At 44.6% G+C, this 16,203-nt stretch carries 18 protein-coding genes; 17 read left to right on the forward strand and 1 reads right to left on the reverse strand.

Translation table 11 applies throughout. The features are described 5' to 3' along the window. Positions 1–196 precede the first annotated feature (196 nt). From QVP40_RS08485 to QVP40_RS08565, 17 genes are all read left to right on the forward strand, one after another. Positions 197–1,189, forward strand: a complete 993-nt coding sequence (locus tag QVP40_RS08485; RefSeq protein ID WP_022068031.1) for a beta-ketoacyl-ACP synthase III — start codon at positions 197–199, stop codon at positions 1,187–1,189. Positions 1,190–1,233: 44 nt separating this feature from the next. Further along, entirely contained in the window at positions 1,234–1,458 is a 225-nt protein-coding gene (gene acpP, locus QVP40_RS08490; RefSeq protein ID WP_022068032.1) for an acyl carrier protein, read from the forward strand. Between the two features lie 111 nt (positions 1,459–1,569). Then, positions 1,570–2,508: an enoyl-[acyl-carrier-protein] reductase FabK gene (gene fabK / locus QVP40_RS08495; protein WP_022068033.1), complete on the forward strand. Its 939-nt coding sequence runs from the start codon at positions 1,570–1,572 to the stop codon at positions 2,506–2,508. A 124-nt stretch (positions 2,509–2,632) separates the two neighbouring features. Then, the gene (fabD, locus tag QVP40_RS08500; RefSeq protein ID WP_022068034.1) at positions 2,633–3,559 is read left to right on the forward strand and encodes an ACP S-malonyltransferase; all 927 of its coding nucleotides are present in this window, start codon (positions 2,633–2,635) and stop codon (positions 3,557–3,559) included. A 240-nt stretch (positions 3,560–3,799) separates the two neighbouring features. Continuing rightward, positions 3,800–4,549 (forward strand): 3-oxoacyl-[acyl-carrier-protein] reductase, encoded by a 750-nt coding sequence (fabG, locus tag QVP40_RS08505; RefSeq protein WP_022068035.1) that lies wholly within the window; start codon positions 3,800–3,802, stop codon positions 4,547–4,549. Next, positions 4,546–5,784: a beta-ketoacyl-ACP synthase II gene (fabF, locus tag QVP40_RS08510; protein ID WP_022068036.1), complete on the forward strand. Its 1,239-nt coding sequence runs from the start codon at positions 4,546–4,548 to the stop codon at positions 5,782–5,784. Before fabG ends, fabF begins: the two co-directional genes overlap by 4 nt. 170 nt (positions 5,785–5,954) lie before the next feature. Continuing rightward, positions 5,955–6,437: an acetyl-CoA carboxylase biotin carboxyl carrier protein gene (gene accB / locus QVP40_RS08515; protein WP_022068037.1), complete on the forward strand. Its 483-nt coding sequence runs from the start codon at positions 5,955–5,957 to the stop codon at positions 6,435–6,437. Positions 6,438–6,450: 13 nt separating this feature from the next. Continuing rightward, a complete protein-coding gene (gene fabZ, locus QVP40_RS08520) occupies positions 6,451–6,879 on the forward strand; it encodes a 3-hydroxyacyl-ACP dehydratase FabZ (RefSeq protein ID WP_022068038.1) in 429 nt (142 codons plus the stop codon). A gap of 9 nt (positions 6,880–6,888) precedes the next feature. After that, entirely contained in the window at positions 6,889–8,244 is a 1,356-nt protein-coding gene (locus tag QVP40_RS08525) for an acetyl-CoA carboxylase biotin carboxylase subunit (protein WP_022068039.1), read from the forward strand. Beyond that, positions 8,241–10,064 carry an acetyl-CoA carboxylase carboxyl transferase subunit gene (locus tag QVP40_RS08530; protein WP_022068040.1) on the forward strand — a complete coding sequence of 608 codons (1,824 nt, stop codon included), beginning with the start codon at positions 8,241–8,243 and terminating at the stop codon, positions 10,062–10,064. The genes QVP40_RS08525 and QVP40_RS08530 overlap by 4 nt, the downstream gene beginning before the upstream one ends. 308 nt (positions 10,065–10,372) lie before the next feature. Then, positions 10,373–11,224 carry a CPBP family intramembrane glutamic endopeptidase gene (locus QVP40_RS08535; RefSeq protein WP_022068041.1) on the forward strand — a complete coding sequence of 284 codons (852 nt, stop codon included), beginning with the start codon at positions 10,373–10,375 and terminating at the stop codon, positions 11,222–11,224. A gap of 82 nt (positions 11,225–11,306) precedes the next feature. Further along, positions 11,307–11,990 carry a C39 family peptidase gene (locus tag QVP40_RS08540; protein ID WP_022068042.1) on the forward strand — a complete coding sequence of 228 codons (684 nt, stop codon included), beginning with the start codon at positions 11,307–11,309 and terminating at the stop codon, positions 11,988–11,990. 21 nt (positions 11,991–12,011) lie between these two features. Further along, the gene (locus tag QVP40_RS08545) at positions 12,012–12,719 is read left to right on the forward strand and encodes a response regulator transcription factor (protein ID WP_022068043.1); all 708 of its coding nucleotides are present in this window, start codon (positions 12,012–12,014) and stop codon (positions 12,717–12,719) included. Next, the gene (locus QVP40_RS08550) at positions 12,703–14,043 is read left to right on the forward strand and encodes a HAMP domain-containing sensor histidine kinase (protein WP_022068044.1); all 1,341 of its coding nucleotides are present in this window, start codon (positions 12,703–12,705) and stop codon (positions 14,041–14,043) included. The genes QVP40_RS08545 and QVP40_RS08550 overlap by 17 nt, the downstream gene beginning before the upstream one ends. Positions 14,044–14,196: 153 nt before the next feature. Beyond that, positions 14,197–14,520 carry a hypothetical protein gene (locus QVP40_RS08555; protein WP_243271002.1) on the forward strand — a complete coding sequence of 108 codons (324 nt, stop codon included), beginning with the start codon at positions 14,197–14,199 and terminating at the stop codon, positions 14,518–14,520. Positions 14,521–14,649: 129 nt separating this feature from the next. After that, positions 14,650–14,817 carry an ATP-binding protein gene (locus tag QVP40_RS08560; RefSeq protein WP_022068046.1) on the forward strand — a complete coding sequence of 56 codons (168 nt, stop codon included), beginning with the start codon at positions 14,650–14,652 and terminating at the stop codon, positions 14,815–14,817. Continuing rightward, the gene (locus tag QVP40_RS08565) at positions 14,804–15,010 is read left to right on the forward strand and encodes an ATP-binding protein (RefSeq protein WP_022068047.1); all 207 of its coding nucleotides are present in this window, start codon (positions 14,804–14,806) and stop codon (positions 15,008–15,010) included. Before QVP40_RS08560 ends, QVP40_RS08565 begins: the two co-directional genes overlap by 14 nt. A 76-nt stretch (positions 15,011–15,086) precedes the next feature. On the opposite strand, the gene glgD is transcribed toward QVP40_RS08565, so the two are convergent. Beyond that, positions 15,087–16,202 (reverse strand): glucose-1-phosphate adenylyltransferase subunit GlgD, encoded by a 1,116-nt coding sequence (gene glgD, locus QVP40_RS08570; protein ID WP_022068048.1) that lies wholly within the window; start codon positions 16,200–16,202, stop codon positions 15,087–15,089. Between the last annotated feature and the right edge of the window lies 1 nt (position 16,203).

Here is a 16,203-nt window from a genome sequence, read left to right on the forward strand (position 1 = left end):
TCCTGAAGGAAAAACTGAATAATTGAAATGCAAGACACTGTGGATAAGATATAAATATTCTGCAGTGTCTTTTTATTTTTTTCTTGACATTCTTTATTTACAGGATTATACTTTGATAATCAAAATATTAAATATTCAAAATAAATAACAACCCAAACGGAATCGTGATCAGGTTCCGAAAAAAGGAGGGCAGATCATGAAAGGTGTGATTTGCGGAACTGGCGCCTGTGTGCCGGAAAGAGTTCTGGATAATCATAAAATCGCAGAATTTGTGGACACCAGTGATCAGTGGATACGGGAACGTACCGGGGTACTCAGAAGACACATTGCGGAAAAAGAAACCACAGTGTCTATGGGGGCGGAAGCAGCCCGGCAGGCAATAGAGGAATCAGGCATCAGTTCCGATGAAGTAGATCTGATCATAGCAGCGACTTCCACACCGGATCAGATTTTTCCATGCACTGCGTGCGGGATACAAAAGGAACTGGAGCTTTATCAGGCGGCAGGCTTTGATCTGAATGCGGCATGCAGTGGATTTCTGTTTGCATATCAGACTGCGCAGGCCTACATATCGTCAGGAATCTATAAAAACATTCTTGTTGTGGGAAGTGAAAGACTTTCTCGGATCGTTGACTGGAAAGACCGGGGAACCTGTATTCTTTTCGGAGACGGGGCGGGGGCTGTGATGCTGTGCGCCCGGGAAGGCAGGAATTATGCTTCCTTTGCCCGGTCAGACGGACGGGGCGGAGAGGCTCTGACCTGTCCGGCAGTGAAAAGCAGTCCGAATAGGGAGCCGCAGACGGAAACAGCCGGGAGCGCAGCCCTGAAATCAGAGAAGTATCTGTTTATGGACGGAAGGGAAGTATTTCAGTTTGCTGTCAGAAGTGTTCCGGAAGCGATCCGCCGGGTACTGGAAAAAAACAATTTAAAAACAGAAGAAATTGACTGGTTTATTCTTCACCAGGCAAACCGCAGGATCGTAGAAGCAGCAGCCAGGAGACTGGGAATGGGAATTGAAAGGTTTCCCATGAATCTTCAGGAATATGGCAATACTTCCTCGGCAAGTATCCCCATACTTCTCCATGAAATGAACCGGAACGGAAAGCTGAAAAAAGGCCAGAAGCTTGTTCTGGCAGGCTTTGGGGCAGGGCTTTCCTGGGGGGCATCTGTACTGGAATGGGGTATTTAAAAATAAATTCAAAAATCAGAGATATAGCAGAAAAGGAGATTATTATGTTACAGAAAATTATTGAGATCACAGCAGAAACACTTGGAGCAGAAGCAGAAAGCATTACAGAGAACATTTCTTTTACAGAGGATCTTCATGCAGATTCCCTTGATCTTTTTGAGCTGGCAATGGCCCTGGAAGAGGAATTTGGAGTAGAGATTCCAAGCGAGGATCTGGAAAAAATAACAACCGTAGGCGCTGCGGCAGCGTACCTGGAAGAGAATAAGTAACCTTCGGGCTGATATTTTGCAAAACAAAGAAATCGTAAGAATATGCAAAAATGCTTGAAGGCTGTAAGCCGCAGCTTTCAAAATCGGTGATGATTCAGATGAGGATTTATTATGAAAACAAAAATTACAGAATTATTGGGAATTGAATATCCTGTGATCCAGGGCGGTATGGCGTGGGTGGCTGAGTCCAGTCTGGCGGCTGCAGTGTCAGACGCAGGAGGCCTTGGACTGATTGCGGCTGCCGCAGCCCCTGCAGAGTGGGTAAGAGAGCAGATCAAAAAGGTGAGAGAAATGACTGACAGACCTTTTGGAGTCAACATTATGCTCATGAGCCCGGAAGCAGATCAGGTGGCAAAAGTCATTGTGGAAGAAAAGGTTCCCATTGTTACAACAGGAGCCGGAAGCCCGGAAAAATATATGGCAGACTGGAAAGCGGCAGGGGTGAAGGTGATTCCGGTAGTCGCCTCCACTGCTCTGGCCAGACGTATGGAGCGCTGCGGCGCAGATGCAGTTGTGGCAGAGGGAACAGAGGCCGGAGGACATATCGGAGAGATCACTACAATGACACTGGTACCGCAGGTGGCGGATGCAGTGGAGATTCCGGTGATCGCTGCCGGAGGCATTGCAGATGGAAGAGGAATGGCAGCAGCGTTTATGCTGGGAGCGGAAGGCGTGCAGGTCGGCACTGCTTTTGCAGCTTCCCGTGAGTCTGTGATCCATCAGAATTATAAAGACAGTATCTTAAGGGCAAAGGATATTGATACCCGTGTTACAGGACGCACAACAGGTCATCCTATCCGGGTTTTGCGCAATGACATGTCCAGAAAATATCTGGAAATGGAAAAAAGCGGGGCTGATTTTGAGGCTCTTGAAGCACTTACACTTGGAGGCTTAAGAAAAGCAGTGCAGGACGGCGATACCAGAAACGGAAGTCTGATGGCAGGCCAGAGCGCCGGACTTGTAAAGGAAAGCCTTTCCTGCAGGGAGATTATCAGCAGAATGGTTTCCAGGGCTGAGGATTTAATGATCAGGAAGCCATGGCAGGAATAAATGTTAAAGAGATTTCGTAACTGTCCGCACGATATTATTCTGTGAACAAAGGAAACAGTAAAAAGATTTTTGCAGAGAGCAGGCGGAACAGGAACATGATATTTAGGAAATGGAGCGGAACAGTATGAGCAGGATTGCATTTCTTTATCCCGGACAGGGAGCCCAGGAAGTGGGAATGGCAGGAGATTTTTATGAAAAAAGCCAGGAGGCAAAGGCTGTTTTTGATCAAGCCTCCAGTATACTGGATTTTGATGTCCGGGAAATCTGTTTTCAGAAAAATGACCTCTTGGACAAAACAGAATATACTCAGGCGGCTATGGTCACAGCCTGTCTTGCTATTACCCGTGAACTGGAAAAAAGAGGACTTTATCCGGAAATGACAGCAGGTTTAAGCCTTGGTGAATACTGTGCGATTGCAGCAGCAGGCAGTATGAGCGGTATGGATGCAGTCCGCACTGTCCGCGCCAGAGGGATATTCATGGAACATGCGGCGCCGGAAGGAACCGGAGCTATGGCCGCTGTTCTTGGAATGGACGGAGAAGCTGTGGAAAGAACTGTTCATGATCTTGAAGGTGTTTTTATTGCAAATTATAACTGTCCCGGACAGATCGTGATCACAGGGGAAAAGGAAGCAGTGGAACAGTCGGCTGCAGTTCTTAAAGAAGCCGGGGCCAGAAGGGTACTTTCTTTAAAGGTCAGCGGTCCTTTTCATTCTCCAATGATGAAACCGGCAGGAGAAAAGCTGGAAGAGGTTCTGAAAAAGGTTTCTGTTAAGGATCCGGACATTCCCTATGTGACAAACGTGACAGCGGAAGTGGTGAAGAGCGGAGAAGCCATAAAAGAACTTCTGGTGAGACAGGTAAGCTCTTCGGTTCGCTGGGAGCAGAGCATGAGAGCAATGATCGCGCAGGGAATTGACACCTTTGTGGAGATTGGCCCGGGGAAAACCCTCAGCGGTTTTATGAAAAAAATAGATAAAAATGTAAATATGTACCGGATCAGTACCTGGGAAGAAGCGGAAGCTGTATGCGGGGAACTGCTGAAGCAGTGATCGGCAGAATTTCCGAAGGGAACAGAAACAGCGGGAAGGACATGTAATTGCCGAGGGGAACAGAACCAGTGGAGGGGGACATGTAATTTCCGAAAGGCATGGAAGCAGTAATGCGGTATGTATAAGCGCTGGGCGATTTGTGCAGCCATGCAGGGAAAAACATGCAGAACAGGTGAGTTTAAGGACATATTTATTCAGAATAATAAAACAGACAGTGGATGATTGCAGGAAAGGGGAAACATGGCGGAGTATACAGAAAAGCAGGTAGCTGTAGTAACAGGCGCATCCAGAGGAATTGGAAGAGCAGTTGCTCTGGAGCTGGCAGCAAAAGGAATTTTTGTGATTATTAATTATAACGGTTCAGCTGACCGGGCAGAAAAAGTAAAAAAAGAAATTGAAGAAAACGGCGGCTGTGCAGAAGCTTTACAGTGGAATGTTGCGGATTATAAAGCCTGTGAACAGGCTGTCAGAGATATTGTAAAAAAATACCGAAAAATAAATATCCTTGTAAATAATGCAGGAATCACAAAAGACGGGCTCCTGATGGGGATGTCCAGGGAGGACTTTGACAGCGTAGTTGATGTGAATCTGGGAGGAACCTTTAACATGCTGCGTTTTGTTTCCAGACAGATGCTGAGACAGAAAAGCGGACGAATTGTAAATATGGCTTCTGTGGTAGGAATTGCCGGAAATGCAGGACAGGCAAATTATGCGGCGTCCAAAGCAGGTGTGATCGGACTTACAAAGACAGCGGCAAGAGAACTGGCATCCAGAGGAATTACAGTAAACGCAGTGGCTCCGGGATTTATAGAAACAGAAATGACTCAGATCCTGCCTGATTCTGTGAAAGAGGCTTCTGCGGCACAGATTCCCCTGGGGCATTTTGGAAAGCCGGAGAATGTAGCGAAGACAGTGGCATTTCTTGTATCAGAAGATGCTTCTTACATTACCGGACAGGTCGTTCAGGTTGACGGAGGAATGGTAATATGAGCAGGCGGAGAGTAGTAATTACAGGACTGGGAGCAGTGACGCCCACAGGAAACAATGTACAGGAGTTCTGGCAGGGAATCTGTGCCGGAAAGGTGGGAATCGGACCGATCACCAGATTTGACGCCCAGGGCTATAAGGTAAAGCTTGCAGCTGAGGTAAAAGGCTTTGAACCTAAAAAGTATATGGAACCTAAACAGGTAAGACGTATGGCTCTTTTTTCTCAGTATGCAGTTGCGGCAGCCAAAGAAGCTTTTGAGGATTCCGGGCTGGATATGAAGGAAGAAGATGCTTTCCGGGCGGGAGTTATCATTGGTTCCGGAGTTGGAGATCTCCGTCAGGTGGAGCTTTGCTATGACAGAATCACTCAGAAGGGACCCGGCCGTGCGCTTCCTCTGATGGTGCCTATGATGATCTCCAATATGGCTGCAGGAAATGTTTCCATTGAGCTTGGCCTGAGAGGAAAATGTACAGACGTGGTGACTGCCTGTGCGTCAGGAACCCACAGCATTGGAGATGCTTTTCGGGCGATCCAGTACGGAGACGCGGACATTATGGTGGCAGGAGGCGCGGAAAGCTGTATCTGTCCTACGGGAGTTGCAGGATTTGACGCACTGACTGCTCTTACAGAAACGGACAACCCTTTAAAGGCATCTGTTCCATTTGACAAAGACAGAGACGGATTTGTTCTTGGCGAAGGCGCAGGCATTGTGGTACTGGAGGAGCTGGAGCATGCCAGGGCAAGAGGAGCGGGAATTTATGCAGAGATAGTCGGTTACGGGGCTACTGCAGATGCATATCACATTACCTCTCCTGCTGAGGACGGAAGCGGAGCCGCAAAGGCAATGAGCCTTGCCATGGAAGAAGCAGGCGTATGTCCGGAGGAAGTGGAATATATCAATGCTCATGGAACAAGCACTCATCATAACGATCTTTTTGAAACAAGAGCCATTCACCTTGCCTTTGGCGCAGCGGCGGAAAAGGTTCTGGTAAACTCTACAAAATCCATGATCGGACATCTGCTTGGCGCAGCAGGAGGCGCAGAGCTTGTCACCTGTGTAAAGGAGCTTCAGGAAGGCTTTATCCACCAGACAATGGGAACCGAAACACCGGGAGAAGGCTGCGATCTGAACTATGTACTTGGCGCCCCGGTGAAAAAGGAGATCCGTTACGCTATGAGCAATTCCCTGGGATTTGGGGGACATAACGCCACACTGTTAATAAAAAAATTCGATTAAGCAGAAAAGAGGTAATCCTCAAGAGGATACCTGGATGCTCAGAAACAGCGAGCAGAAAAGAGGTAATCCATAAAAGGATACCTGGATGCTCAGAAACAGCGAGCAAGAAAGAGGTAATCCTCAAGAGGATACCTGGATGCTCAGAAACAGTGAGCAAGAAAGAGGTAAGTATGGAATTTGATAATCTTCTTACGTTGATAAAGGCTGTGTCGGACTCTGAACTGACAGAATTTCAGTATGAAGAAAACGGTACCACCCTGCGCTTTGTCAGGGAAACGCCAAAAACAGAGCTTGTCCTTCCAATGGAGGGAACCCCGCAGAATCAGAATGTACAAAGCATACCGTCTGTTTTACCACAAAACACAGAAACCCGGCAGGCGCCGGAAGCAGCAATGGACGGAAACGGGGAAGTTCAGGAAGGAAAACTGATAAAATCTCCCCTTGTGGGAACTTTTTATGCGGCTCCTTCAGAAGACGCAGAGCCCTTTGTGGCAGTGGGCGACGGAGTGAAAAAAGGAAAAACTCTGGGAATTGTGGAAGCCATGAAGCTGATGAATGAAATTGAAAGTGAATATGAGGGAATCGTGACGGAAATTCTGGTGGAAAACGGCCAGATGGTAGAGTACGGACAGCCCCTTTTCAGAATAAAATAAAAAGAGGTGCAGCATGAAGCATTTGGGAATTAAAGAAATTGAAGAGATTCTTCCTCACAGACATCCGTTTCTTCTTATAGATTACATAGAGGACTATGAGCCGGGAGAGTTTGCGGCAGGATATAAATGTGTGACCTTTCATGAGGATTTTTTCAGAGGTCATTTTCCTCAGGAACCGGTGATGCCGGGTGTTCTGATCGTGGAGGCTCTTGCTCAGACCGGCGCGGTAGCCATTTTAAGCAAGGAAGAAAATAAAGGAAAAACTGCATATTTCGGAGGAATAAAAAGCTGCCGTTTCCGGGGAAAGGTTGCTCCGGGAGATAAACTGAAGCTTGAGACAAAGATCATTAAATGCAAGGGACCTGTAGGGGTCGGACATGCAGTTGCCAGCGTGGACGGAAAAGTTGTTGCAGATGCGGAACTGACCTTTATGATTGGATAGGTGGTAAATATGATAAAAAAAGTGCTGATAGCAAACAGAGGAGAGATTGCAGTGCGGATCATCCGTGCCTGCAGGGAAATGGGAATTGAAACAGTAGCTGTTTATTCGGAGGCTGACAGAGAGGCTCTGCATACACAGCTTGCAGATGAAGCTGTCTGCATTGGCCCGGCTCCTTCTTCTCAGAGCTATCTCAGTATGGAAAATATCATAAGTGCGACCATTGTATCAGGAGCGGATGCGGTTCATCCGGGATTTGGATTTTTGTCAGAAAACAGCAGATTTGCAGAGCTGTGCGAGCAGTGCCATATTACTTTTATCGGGCCTCCCTCTCATGTGATCGCAAGTCTTGGCAATAAACAGGCTGCCAAAAATACCATGGCTGCAGCAGGGGTTCCGGTAATCCCGGGAAGTGAAAAAGCAATTTATACAGCGGAGGCAGGATTTGAAGAGGCAGAAAAAATCGGATATCCTGTAATCATCAAGGCGGCTCTTGGAGGCGGCGGAAAAGGAATGAGGACAGCGGATTCTCCTGAGGATTTTGCGGAAAGCTTTTGTACGGCTCAGAAGGAAGCCCGGATGGCGTTTGGCGACAATACCATGTATGTGGAGCATTTTGTCAGGAAACCCAGACATATTGAGTTTCAGATTCTTGCAGATCAGAAAGGAAACGTAATACATCTGGGTGAGAGGGACTGTTCTGTTCAGAGAAATCATCAGAAAATGATCGAGGAGTCTCCCTGTGAGATTATTTCAGATAAGCTGCGCAAAAAAATGGGAGAGGCTGCAGTAAAGGCTGCAAAGGCCTGCGGCTATGTGAATGCCGGAACCATTGAATTCCTTCTGGACAGGGACGGAAGCTTTTATTTTATGGAAATGAATACCCGGATCCAGGTAGAACATCCGGTTACAGAGTGGGTCACAGGGGTGGATCTTGTAAAAGAACAAATCCGTATTGCATCCGGACAACCCCTTTCCTACAGACAAAAGGATATCCATATTACAGGTCATGCCATTGAATGTAGGATCAATGCGGAAAATCCGGAAAAAGGCTTCCGTCCTTCTCCCGGAACCATTACAGATATGTACTTTCCCGGAGGCAAGGGAATCCGGATCGACTCTGCAGTGTACAGCGGTTATACAGTCCAGCCCTATTATGACTCTATGATCGCAAAGCTGATCGTGTGGGCAAAAAACAGGGATGAGGCGATCCGTAAAATGCAGAGCGCTCTTGGGGAGATTATCATAGAAGGAATCGACACAAATGTAGATTATCAGTATGAAATTCTGAATCATCCGGATTTTCTTACCGGAAATACAGATGTGGAATTTATTGAACGAATGGAAGGCAGAGGTAATGGAGCATGAAGCTGGAAAATATGTTCAAAAAAACAAAAAGTCTGTACAGGGAACAGAGCGCAAAGCACACCGGTACTTTGAAGCCTGAGGTTCCTCAGGGACTTCTGCGCAAATGCAATAAGTGCGGAGCGGCAATCGTCACCGAGGATGTAAAAAACGGAAACTATATCTGCCCGAAATGCGGCGGATATTTCAGGATCCATGCATATACAAGAATCCGTATGATTACAGACGAGGGAAGCTTCGAGGAATGGGACAAAGATCTTGTTGGCGGAAATCCAATGGAATACCGGGGCTATGAAGAAAAGCTTAATTCTGTAAGGGAGAAAACAGGGCTTCAGGAAGCTGTTGTTACAGGAAAGGGACGTATCAACGGTCGGGAAGCAGTGATCGGTGTGTGCGACGGCCGTTTTTTTATGGCAAGTATGGGATGGGCTGTAGGCGAAAAAATTACAAGAGCCGTGGAGCGTGCCACCCGGGAACAGCTTCCGGTGATTCTTTTTGCCTGTTCCGGTGGCGCCAGAATGCAGGAGGGAATTACTTCTCTTATGCAGATGTCAAAAACTTCGGCAGCACTGAAAAAGCACAGTGACGCGGGACTTCTTTATATTTCTGTTCTGACCGAGCCTACTACGGGAGGCGTTACAGCCAGCTTTGCCATGCTGGGAGATGTGATACTGGCGGAGCCGGGAGCCCTGATCGGATTTGCAGGTCCAAGAGTGATCGAGCAGACAATTCGCCAGAAGCTTCCCAAAGGCTTCCAGAGAGCAGAATTTCTCCTGGAGCATGGATTTGTGGACGAAATCGTGAAACGGGAAAATCTGAAGAGAACCCTGACAAAGCTTTTGAAGCTTCATGGTGGAAAAAGCAAGACAGAGGGAACTGATCTGGCGGGCTCAGATAAAGTACAGGAGATCAATAACAGATCAGCGGCAGAAGTGAAGCTGTCTGACAACGTAGGTACAGCCGACAGAGAGAAGCATATTTTTTCACAGGAGACCTCAGACTCATTTTGCGAAAAAGAGTTTTGCCAGAACAGCAGGACGGAACATACGGCATGGGAGCGTGTTCAGATTTCCAGGAAACTGGAGAGACCTTCGGGCAGCAGCTACATTAAGTCATTGTTCACGGATTTCATGGAGCTGCACGGAGATCGGAAATACGGAGACGATCCTGCAGTGATCGGCGGGATTGCTGCTTTTCACGGGATGCCGGTAACAGTGATCGTTCAGGAAAAGGGCTGCGATACAAAGGAAAACATACACAGAAACTTCGGTATGCCTATGCCGGAGGGGTATCGGAAGGCGCTGCGGCTAATGAAGCAGGCGGAAAAATTTCGCCGGCCGGTGATCTGCTTTGTAGACACTCCGGGAGCTTTCTGCGGTATTGAGGCAGAAGAGAGAGGACAGGGAGCAGCCATTGCAGACAACCTGATGGAACTGGCCGGCCTGACGGTTCCGGTACTTACCATAATTACAGGTGAGGGAGGAAGCGGAGGGGCGCTTGCTCTGGCAGCAGGAGATCAGGTATGGATGCTTGAGAATGCAGTCTATTCCATTCTTTCCCCGGAAGGATTTTCCAGTATTTTATGGAAGGACAGCACAAAGGCAAAAGAGGCGGCAGAGGTAATGAAGCTCACTGCGGCTGATCTTTATTCTCAGGGAATCATTGAGAAAGTGATCTGTGAACCAGAGGGATACAGTGAACAGACACTTTATCAGGTGACAGATATTCTGGACAAGGAAATAACAGATTTTCTGGAAGAATACAGAAATTATTCTGAAGAAGTACTTCTGGAAAAGCGATATGAGAGATTCAGGAAGTTCTGAGATCTCTGCCGGGGGAGAACCGGGGAAGCTCCGGCGATATGAAAAGCCGGATGCTATAGAAATACACAGGATAAGCCGAAACGAAAAGCAGTTTTATAACAGGTGAAACAGAGGTCTGCTATAAAGCTGCTTTTTATTTGCTGTTAAAGCAGGGTATTTTGTAACAATCTTTCCGGGAAATAAAATTGGTCTGCCAGGTTGTGACCGGATCCATGTGAAATAGTTAAGAAAAGTTAAGAACCTGTTAAGACATACTGTAAGAAATATATGTTATCTTATAACCATCTTATAAGTTAAAGGGGTACTTTATGAGAATAAAATCAATCGTCCATGTTATGGCTGCATGGATCATGCTGGTTCTGACATCGGAATGCAGTCTTACGGCAGCCTATAATATATGTGATACAAATCCCTGGGCACGTATTTTGTATGTGGCATTGAATATTTCCAGTCTGTTGGCTGCTTTTTATTTATATACCAGATATATTATGAAGATAAAAATGCAGGATCTTCGATTGGGGAAACCTTTCCCGGAAAGAAAATGGTGCGTTACAGCAGTTATTATGCCGTTGGCAATATGCTGCTTTTATTTTCTTTTTGTAAAGGGAACATTTGCTTCACAAAATCTTACAATGAAAGAAATGATAAATGCTCTGACTCTTTCTGTTTTATCTCTTGGTATTTTGCCTGCAGTTACAGAGGAAATGGTTTTCAGGGGAATGATCTTGAGTACCTTGCAAAGTGCTTTTGAAAAGAAAACAGCAGTGTTTATTTCAAGTATTTTATTTGCTTTGTATCATTTGGAGTACATTGACAGCTCGGACTGGAAAAAGGTTGTTTTACTGATTGTGTCTGTTGGAATTATTGGCTGGGCTCTTTCGCTTGTTACAATCCAGTCCCGTTCCATATGGTCTGCGGTTGTCATACATGGAATGTATAATATCCTGTCAGGAGAAAGCCAGATTCTGCATATTGATATGGAGCAGAATTTTCCAGCCATATGGACCTATACGGTAAATACAGAAAATCCATTACTGACCGGAATTAACGGAGCAGTTGGCTTTACTGCAGCGATTCCTGCAGTAGTTGGATTCATTGTAATTATAATAATGGTAAAATATTATGAGAAAAAGGAAAAGAAAGCAGCAGAAAAAGAATAGAAGGAAGAAGATCATCTGGTATTCTGTTTTTCTGATCGTTGTTCTGACAGGGAGATTTATAATTTCAGGAAGAGATGACAGCATGATATTGACAGAAACAAAAAGGAATCAGATAATAAACAGTAATGAGTGGAAAGAAATATTTGAACATTCCGAGGATTATCCCCCTGTTCTGCTGGAGGATCTGAAACGAAATCCGGAACTACTGGATTTTGTGAAAAAATATCCGGTGGAACAGACTGCACAGGAAGCAGGGCTTACATTCAGAGAAAAACTGAAGAAATACCCGTTGTTTATTCAATGGGATGAAAGATGGGGATATCAGCCATATGGACAGAGTAATATTGGGATATCCGGATGCGGTCCTACCTGTATGGCAATGGTCATATACAGTCTAACGCGAAATTCTGATGCATTGCCGGATATGCTGGCACAAGAGGCAATGACAGGCGGATATTACATAATGGGAACTGGAACAGCCTGGTCTTTTATGAATGAGTGTGCGTCTGCGTATGGGGTAATTGCCTCTCAGTTTGCTTCTCTGGAACAGTGGGAACTGGAAGATCGGCTTGAGGATGGAAATATGATTATCTGTGCTATGGGACCTGGAGATTTTTCTGCACAGGGACATTTTATTGTAATCTATGATTATACATCGGATGGATTTTGTGTAAATGATCCTTTCAGTTATACGAACAGTTCAAAAAAATGGGATTATGCAACACTTTCTTCTCAATGGCAGCAAATATGGGTGTACGCAGCGTAAAATGCAGGATAAGAGGATAAAATGAAAAATCATATTTTAATTGTGGAAGATGATGAAGCGATCCGGGAGGGCGTAAGAATTCTGCTGGAGGGAGAAGGTTATACTGTGCAGGAGGCAGAAGATGGATTCCAGTGTCTGAAAAAGCTTTCAGCAGAAACAGATCTGATTATACTGGATGTTATGATGCCCGGAATCTCCGGTATAAAGACATGTGAAGAAATTCGAAAAACTTCTCATGTTCCAGTATTATTTCTGACTGCTAAAGGGCAGGAATCAGACAAACTGATCGGTTTGATGGCAGGAGGGGACGACTATCTGGTAAAACCGTTTTCTTACGCAGAGCTTCTGGCAAGAGTGAAAGCTCTTCTTCGCAGATATTGTGTTTACAGTCAGCCGCTGAATACAGGAAAAAAAACAGAACAGTGGCTGGAATATGGTAAGCTTAAGTTAAATACACAGTACAATGAAGTTTACCGTGAGGGAGAGGAAATTCATCTCCGAGAAATGGAATACAGACTGCTGTTGCTAATGATGGAAAATCCTCAGAAGATTTTTTCTGTAAAAAATCTGTATGAGAGCTTATGGGAGGAACCTTTTCTGTATTCCTCCGGAAATACGGTTATGGTTCATATCAGGAGATTGAGGACAAAAATAGAAGATGATCCTCAGAAGCCTGAGATGATACAGACTGTGTGGGGAAAGGGGTATCGTTTTGGGGAGAATCAATAAAGACAGTCTGACCGGAAAAATGGTCCGGCGCTTAGTCAGAGGACTGCTGGCAGGCTTGTTTGTTATGGGACTTTTGTATTTTGGAGGAAAGGGCTGCCTGCAGCAGTTCTTTTTTAATACAGGTTATATTTATAAAAGAGAAATTCGGAGAGCAGATGAGCTTCAGAATTATGTGGATAAAAATTGTTTAAAAGCGGTAGATCATAAACAGTTGAAACAATGGGCGACTCAGCGTAATATTCGAGAATTTACAGTTTCCAGAGATAAGTGGCTGTTATTTGATGTTTCATATGATGGCATTCTCACTCCGGGAAGCAGAGAAATCACTGATTTTTCCTGGAAAGTATTTCACACAATAAAATTTGCAGATGGGAATGCAGATGTATATCTTTACGAGGGGTTTGCAGATAAATATTATGATATTCTGGCAGGAGTTTCTGTAATTGTGGGATTTGCTGTGTGCATAGGAATATTTTCATATGAAATGCAGGAGGATTTAAAATATATCCAGTGTCTGAAAGAAGAAGTAGATGTTATCAGTAAGGGAAACCTGCAGGAACATGTTACAGTAACAGGAAATGATGAGCTGGCTCAGCTGGCAGGAGGACTGGAAATAATGAGACAGACTCTTATACAAAGAGAGCAGTCAGAACAGGAATTGCGGGCGGCACAGGAAAAGCTTGTTCTGGGAATGTCTCATGATCTTCGTACACCTTTAACAGGACTGATGACCTATCTGGAAATTCTTAAAAAACAGCAGAAAAACAGAATTGTTACAGATGAATATATTCAAAAGTCTCTGGATAAGGTGATTCAGATAAGGAATTTGTCAGACCAGATGTTTGAATATTTTTTTGTCAATTCACAGCATAAGGTTGAATTGGAAGAACCTGAAGACATATTCAGTGCATTTGGAGATTATCTTTCCGAATTATGTGTTTTGCTGGAAGATGAAGGATTTACAGTAGATACGGAAATGCTTGAATGGAATCCTGCTGCTGTGCGAATAAATACAGATTTATTTGGAAGAATCATGAATAATATTATTTCCAATATTGAAAAGTATGCCAGCAGAAATAATCCCATCCAGGTACAGATTCTTTATGAAGAAAATTACACTGGTATTTTAATCAGAAATACAGTTGCTCAGACAGAGCAGACAGCCCATAAAACAGGTATCGGGTTACAGAATATATCTGTTATGATGGAACATATGCAGGGATATTTGGAAGCTTCAGAAAAGGACAAAGAATATTGCGTGATTTTGTATTTTCCGTATTCTGTTATACAGAAGTATGGAAACGACAAAGGACTGACTGAATGATAAATGCTCATTTGATAAATTTATTTTTTCTAAGGCTTATTTAAACTTCTTCTTATAAACTGTCCCCATCCAAACAAAAACAACACTCAGAAAGATACAGCAGGAGGTATCCATGCGGCAGGAGGCGGAACACTTTATGCCTGAGACATGAATGTGGAGACAAACGGAGAATCCGCGGCAGCTATCCGAAGCGACAGAGGAGGCGGAAAGATGGTAGTGGACGGCGGAACCTATACTTCCAACGGTGTGGGCTCTCCGGCTATTTACAGTACAGCAGATATTGCAGTAAATAATGCGGTGCTTACTGCCAACGGTTCTGAGGCTATTTGTATAGAAGGTCTGAATTCCATTCATCTTTTTGATTCAGATCTGACAGGAAATATGAGTGATTTGGAACAGAATGACTGCACCTGGAATGAATCCTGTATCAGAGTATGTCGGGAGATTCTCAGGTGGGAAACAGTATTTTTGAAATGAATGGCGGAAGCTCTCAACCGTTTGGATGAAAACAGGGATATAGGTGAAAAAACAGAAATTTCTGCTTCTGATGCGGCATTGGAAACGGTGCAGCCTTATGAAGCCCCTGTCCGGACGGGAGGAAAATAAATGGAACAGCTGGTAGATGAGGGAAATCTTTTTACAGGAAATGAGAGGGATTTTCGCCAGATTGTGGGGATTCTTGTGGATAACGCTGTAAAATATACGCCTGAAGGTGGAAAAATAAGAATTGCTTTGAAGAAAAAAAGGAAAGAAATGCCAGTTGGAAATTTTTAATGATGCAGAGGAACTTCCCGTGGGAAAACTGGATGTTCTGTTTGAGAGGTTTTACAGACTGGACAGTTCCAGAAATTCCTCTACAGGAGGTTCAGGAATCGGGCTTTCTGTAGCAAAAGCGATTGTTCAGGCACATAAAGGAAAAATTACCGCAGAAAGTCCGAATGGAAAAATCATGAAAAGATCACAGTGATCATATAAAGAAAAAGCAGGCGGCACAGACTGATGAACAGTTTGCGCCGCCTGATTAATTTAGAGAATACCTTGTTTTACAGGATATCGTCTCTTCGGATATATCCCGGATGCCCGGCTTCTGCCACGATTTCTCTTTCACGGGTAATCTGAGCCCATTTGTCAATTACCTGATTTTCCACATGGACATCTTCACCGATAATACTGTTTGCCAGGATCACACAGTTTTTGACAACTGCGCCCTTTTTGATCTGACATCCACGGCCGATAACGGAATTTTCTACAGTTCCCTCAATCAGACAGCCATTGGATACAACGGAATTTTTCACGTCAGCATTGTCAAAATACTGTGTGGGGCAGGAATCGTTTGTCCTAGTGTAGATCGGCCATTCCGGATTGAAAAGATTTAGTGAATTTTTCAGATCGATCAGGGACATATTGGCATCAAAATAGCTCTTGAAATCTGTGATACTTGCAAAGTAGCCTCTGTGTGCCACTCCGCGGATATCAAGCTCACTGCAGGATGCGTTTACGATCTGCGGAAGAGTGATCATGGAGGACATTTTTTTAGCCTTATGAATCAGTTCTACAAAAAGATCTTTTTTCATAATATAGGTGTCCATAAAGATATTGCGGTTTTTGGCGCTGCCGCGGTTCTTTTCAATAGATTCCACACCTTTCTGTTTGTTCAGGTTCAGAATATCACAGTTGAGAAAAGCTTCCTTGGCGTTATCAACAGAGTGATATAAAAGAGTGATATCTGCTCCGGAATCAATATGAGTCTGGAGAAGAGTATCGTAATTTGCTGCATAAACCATGTAGCTTGGAGCAATGATCACATATGGCTGATGCACACGTTCGATCATTTCGATGTTTTCCAGATAGCCTGCGATATCTGTGTTATAAACATCATTTTCAGAGCTGTTCTGTGCAAAAAGAATCTGCAGTCTGCCTTTTTTGGAGTTGATGTTATAATGACGGCCGGTTCCCAGATGTTCTACCAGAGAACGGGGTTTACGTCTTATATATACCTGAATATGATCAATATCGCTGTTGCTCATATTGGAGATCGGAAAGTCAATGACGCGGTAACGTCCAAGGAAAGAAAATGCTGCGATAGGACGGTAATCTAAAAGACCTTCCACCTTAATATGAGTTCCTGATGATGCAATAATTCCAAAAGCGTTAGCCATT

The sequence above is a fragment of the Blautia sp. CAG:257 genome, assembly GCF_000433815.1.
Lineage (GTDB): Bacteria > Bacillota > Clostridia > Lachnospirales > Lachnospiraceae > Blautia_A > Blautia_A caecimuris.

Coding starts and splice junctions, on each gene's coding strand:
- fabZ (WP_022068038.1), top strand. CDS start 6,451: ATGAAGCATTTGGGAATTAAAGAAATTGAAGAGATTCTTCCTCACAGA.
- fabK (WP_022068033.1), top strand. CDS start 1,570: ATGAAAACAAAAATTACAGAATTATTGGGAATTGAATATCCTGTGATC.
- QVP40_RS08535 (WP_022068041.1), top strand. CDS start 10,373: ATGAGAATAAAATCAATCGTCCATGTTATGGCTGCATGGATCATGCTG.
- QVP40_RS08540 (WP_022068042.1), top strand. CDS start 11,307: ATGATATTGACAGAAACAAAAAGGAATCAGATAATAAACAGTAATGAG.
- QVP40_RS08545 (WP_022068043.1), top strand. CDS start 12,012: ATGAAAAATCATATTTTAATTGTGGAAGATGATGAAGCGATCCGGGAG.
- glgD (WP_022068048.1), bottom strand. CDS start 16,202: ATGGCTAACGCTTTTGGAATTATTGCATCATCAGGAACTCATATTAAG.
- QVP40_RS08530 (WP_022068040.1), top strand. CDS start 8,241: ATGAAGCTGGAAAATATGTTCAAAAAAACAAAAAGTCTGTACAGGGAA.
- QVP40_RS08560 (WP_022068046.1), top strand. CDS start 14,650: ATGGAACAGCTGGTAGATGAGGGAAATCTTTTTACAGGAAATGAGAGG.
- fabF (WP_022068036.1), top strand. CDS start 4,546: ATGAGCAGGCGGAGAGTAGTAATTACAGGACTGGGAGCAGTGACGCCC.
- QVP40_RS08485 (WP_022068031.1), top strand. CDS start 197: ATGAAAGGTGTGATTTGCGGAACTGGCGCCTGTGTGCCGGAAAGAGTT.
- QVP40_RS08525 (WP_022068039.1), top strand. CDS start 6,889: ATGATAAAAAAAGTGCTGATAGCAAACAGAGGAGAGATTGCAGTGCGG.
- accB (WP_022068037.1), top strand. CDS start 5,955: ATGGAATTTGATAATCTTCTTACGTTGATAAAGGCTGTGTCGGACTCT.
- acpP (WP_022068032.1), top strand. CDS start 1,234: ATGTTACAGAAAATTATTGAGATCACAGCAGAAACACTTGGAGCAGAA.
- fabG (WP_022068035.1), top strand. CDS start 3,800: ATGGCGGAGTATACAGAAAAGCAGGTAGCTGTAGTAACAGGCGCATCC.
- fabD (WP_022068034.1), top strand. CDS start 2,633: ATGAGCAGGATTGCATTTCTTTATCCCGGACAGGGAGCCCAGGAAGTG.